The 2,448-nt window shown below is 67.2% G+C and carries 2 protein-coding genes; both read right to left on the bottom strand.

The genetic code is table 11. From position 1 onward, the window contains the following. Positions 1–148: 148 nt before the first annotated feature. Entirely contained in the window at positions 149–1,018 is an 870-nt protein-coding gene (gene istB, locus MFF13_RS10960; RefSeq protein WP_238272179.1) for an IS21-like element ISMex8 family helper ATPase IstB, read from the bottom strand. Further along, positions 1,015–2,448, bottom strand: a 1,434-nt coding sequence (gene istA / locus MFF13_RS10955) for an IS21 family transposase (RefSeq protein WP_238272178.1), incomplete at its 5' end; no start/stop codon positions are given. The genes istA and istB, both read right to left, overlap by 4 nt.

Below are 2,448 nucleotides of genomic sequence, written 5' to 3'. Positions count from 1 at the left end.
CGCCGTTCTGCATGACCAGGACGTAGTTCGCGAGCGCGCGCACCACCTTCAGGTCGTGGCTGATGAACAGGTAGGCGAGGCCGCGCGCCCGCTGCAGGTCGCGCAGCAGCGATCGGGCCCCTTCATCGTTTATCGCCGACCATAAGGCTCAAGCTGGTAGGATCTCGCCCGTCTCGGGATCGTGGGGATCGGTGGTGGCCTGGTTTTGCTCCGCCCTGCCATCGCCGCAGCCGCGTCGGCTGCGGGAGGATTTGAGGCGGTAGCTGTCGCCGTTCAGGCTCAGGATGCTGACGTGGTGGGTCAGCCTGTCGAGCAGCGCGCCGGTGAGCCGCTCCGAGCCCAGGACCGAGGTCCAATCCTCGAATGGCAGGTTCGAAGTCACCACGGTGGAGCCGCGCTCGTAGCGTTGGGAGAAGGTCTCGAACAGCAACTCGGCCCCCGTCGGCGACAGCGGCACGTAGCCGAGTTCATCGACGATCAGGAGCTTAACCGAAGCCAGTTCACGCTGCAGCCGGAGCAGACGGCGCTCGTCGCGGGCCTCCAGAAGCTGGTTGACCAGAGAGGCCGCGGTGCTGAACGCGACCGAGAAGCCCTTCTGGCAAGCCGCCAGGCCGAGAGCCAAGGCGATGTGGGTCTTGCCGGTGCCGGAGTTGCCGAGTGCGATGACGTTCTCTCGACCGAGGATGTAGCCGCAGCGCGCCAGCTCCAGCACGAGCATCTTGTTCAGGCTCGGGATCGCGGTGAAGTCGAAGGTGTCGAGGCTCTTCACCGCCGGGAAGCGTGCCGACCGGATCCGGCGTTCGACCATGCGCCGTTCGCGATCGATGAGTTCCAGCTCGACCAGCCGGAGCAGGTAGCGCGGGTGGTCGATGCCGCCCTGGGCACACTCGCGGGCAACCTTGTCGTACTCGCGCAGCACCGTGGGCAGCTTCAGCTGCTTGAGGTGGTGGGCGAGCAGGATCCCCGGCGTGCCGCCGGTGGTGCCGCCCGGCATCGTCTCGTCACGTGCCGCACTCATGCCGCCACCTCCGGCACCAGCACGGCGTAGTCGGCGGCCACGGTCGTCCTCACCGCGGTCCTGGGCAGATGCGGATAGGCCGCCAGGTCGAGCCGGGGCGGTCGGCGTTCGAGCCGGGCCAGTGCGATCAGCTTGACCGCGTCGAAGCCGATCGCACCGAGCCGGATCGCGTCGGTGACGGCCGAGGCCACGACGTCCTTGGGCATCGCCTCCATCAGGCGCAGCACCTGGATGAACTCGCGCTTGCCACGGTTACCCATGCGCGCCTCCAGGAGGTGGCGCAGGTGCTGGAACGCTTCGGGCAGATCCCAGCCCTGGAGCGCAGCCGCCTGGTCGAGAGCGTTCGGTTTGGTCTCGATCAGCGCGAGGTAATGCAGCGGATCGAAGACGAACACGCCCGTGCCGTAGCTGCGCTCATGCCGGGCGATCTCGATGCCGCCACACAGGATTACGACCTCCTCGACGAAGCCCTTCACCAGCACGTCCCGGAAGCCGTAGGCGGTCGGCACCGAGTAGTCGTTGCAGCGGTAGCGAACCAGCGCGGTCGAGGAGACGCGCCCAGCCCGCTTCTCGCACGGCTCCAGCGGGACCGCCGGCAAGGAACGCAGAACGGCACGATCGGCGACCAGTCGCGTGCCGATGCTCTCGGCATGCTGTCCGGCCCGCTCATCCTGCCGGGTCCGGCAGCGTCGCTCCAGATCCGCGTTCAGCGCCTCGAACGAGGCCGCCTCCGGGGCCGGGGTCATGAAGTTGGACCGGGCGTACTTGACCAGGCCTTCGACCTTGCCCTTGTCGTTGCCCTTGCCCGGACGCCCGAAGCGGTCCCGGAACAGGTAGTGGCTCACCAGCTCGGTAAAGGCACGGGTACGTTCGCGCTGGCCTCCGCCGCAGATCTTGGCGACCGCGATCTTGGTGTTGTCGTAGAGGATCGACAGCGGCACGCCGTCGAAGAACTCCATGGCAGCGACATGCCCGTCGAGGAACGCCTCGGTGGTCTCCCGCGGATACGCCTTCACGAAGCAGGCGTCGGAGTGCGGCAGGTCCATGCAGAAGAAGTGGATCTTCCGGCGCACGCCGCCGATGGTGGCGACCGCCTCGCCGAAGTCGACCTGGGCATGGCCCGGCGGGTGCGCCAACGGCACGAAGGTCTCCCGCCCACTCGCGCGTGCGATCCGGACGTGATCCTTCACCACCGTGTAGCCGCCAGCGTAGCCGTGCTCATCGCGCAGACGCTCGAAGATCCGCTTGGCCGTGTGCCGCTGCTTGATGGGTGCGATCCGGTCCGCCTCCAAGATCGCATCGATCACCGGCAGTAGCGGCCCCAGCTTCGGCTTCTCGATCGGCTTGGTGCGAGTATAGCCCGGTGGCAATGAGAACCGGCACATCTTGGCAATCGTCTCGCGATTGAGCCCGAATACGCGGGCTGCCTC

It is taken from the genome of Methylobacterium cerastii (assembly GCF_022179125.1).
Classification (GTDB): Bacteria; Pseudomonadota; Alphaproteobacteria; order Rhizobiales; family Beijerinckiaceae; genus Methylobacterium; species Methylobacterium cerastii.
This window is presented reverse-complemented; position numbering and strand designations above follow the sequence as displayed.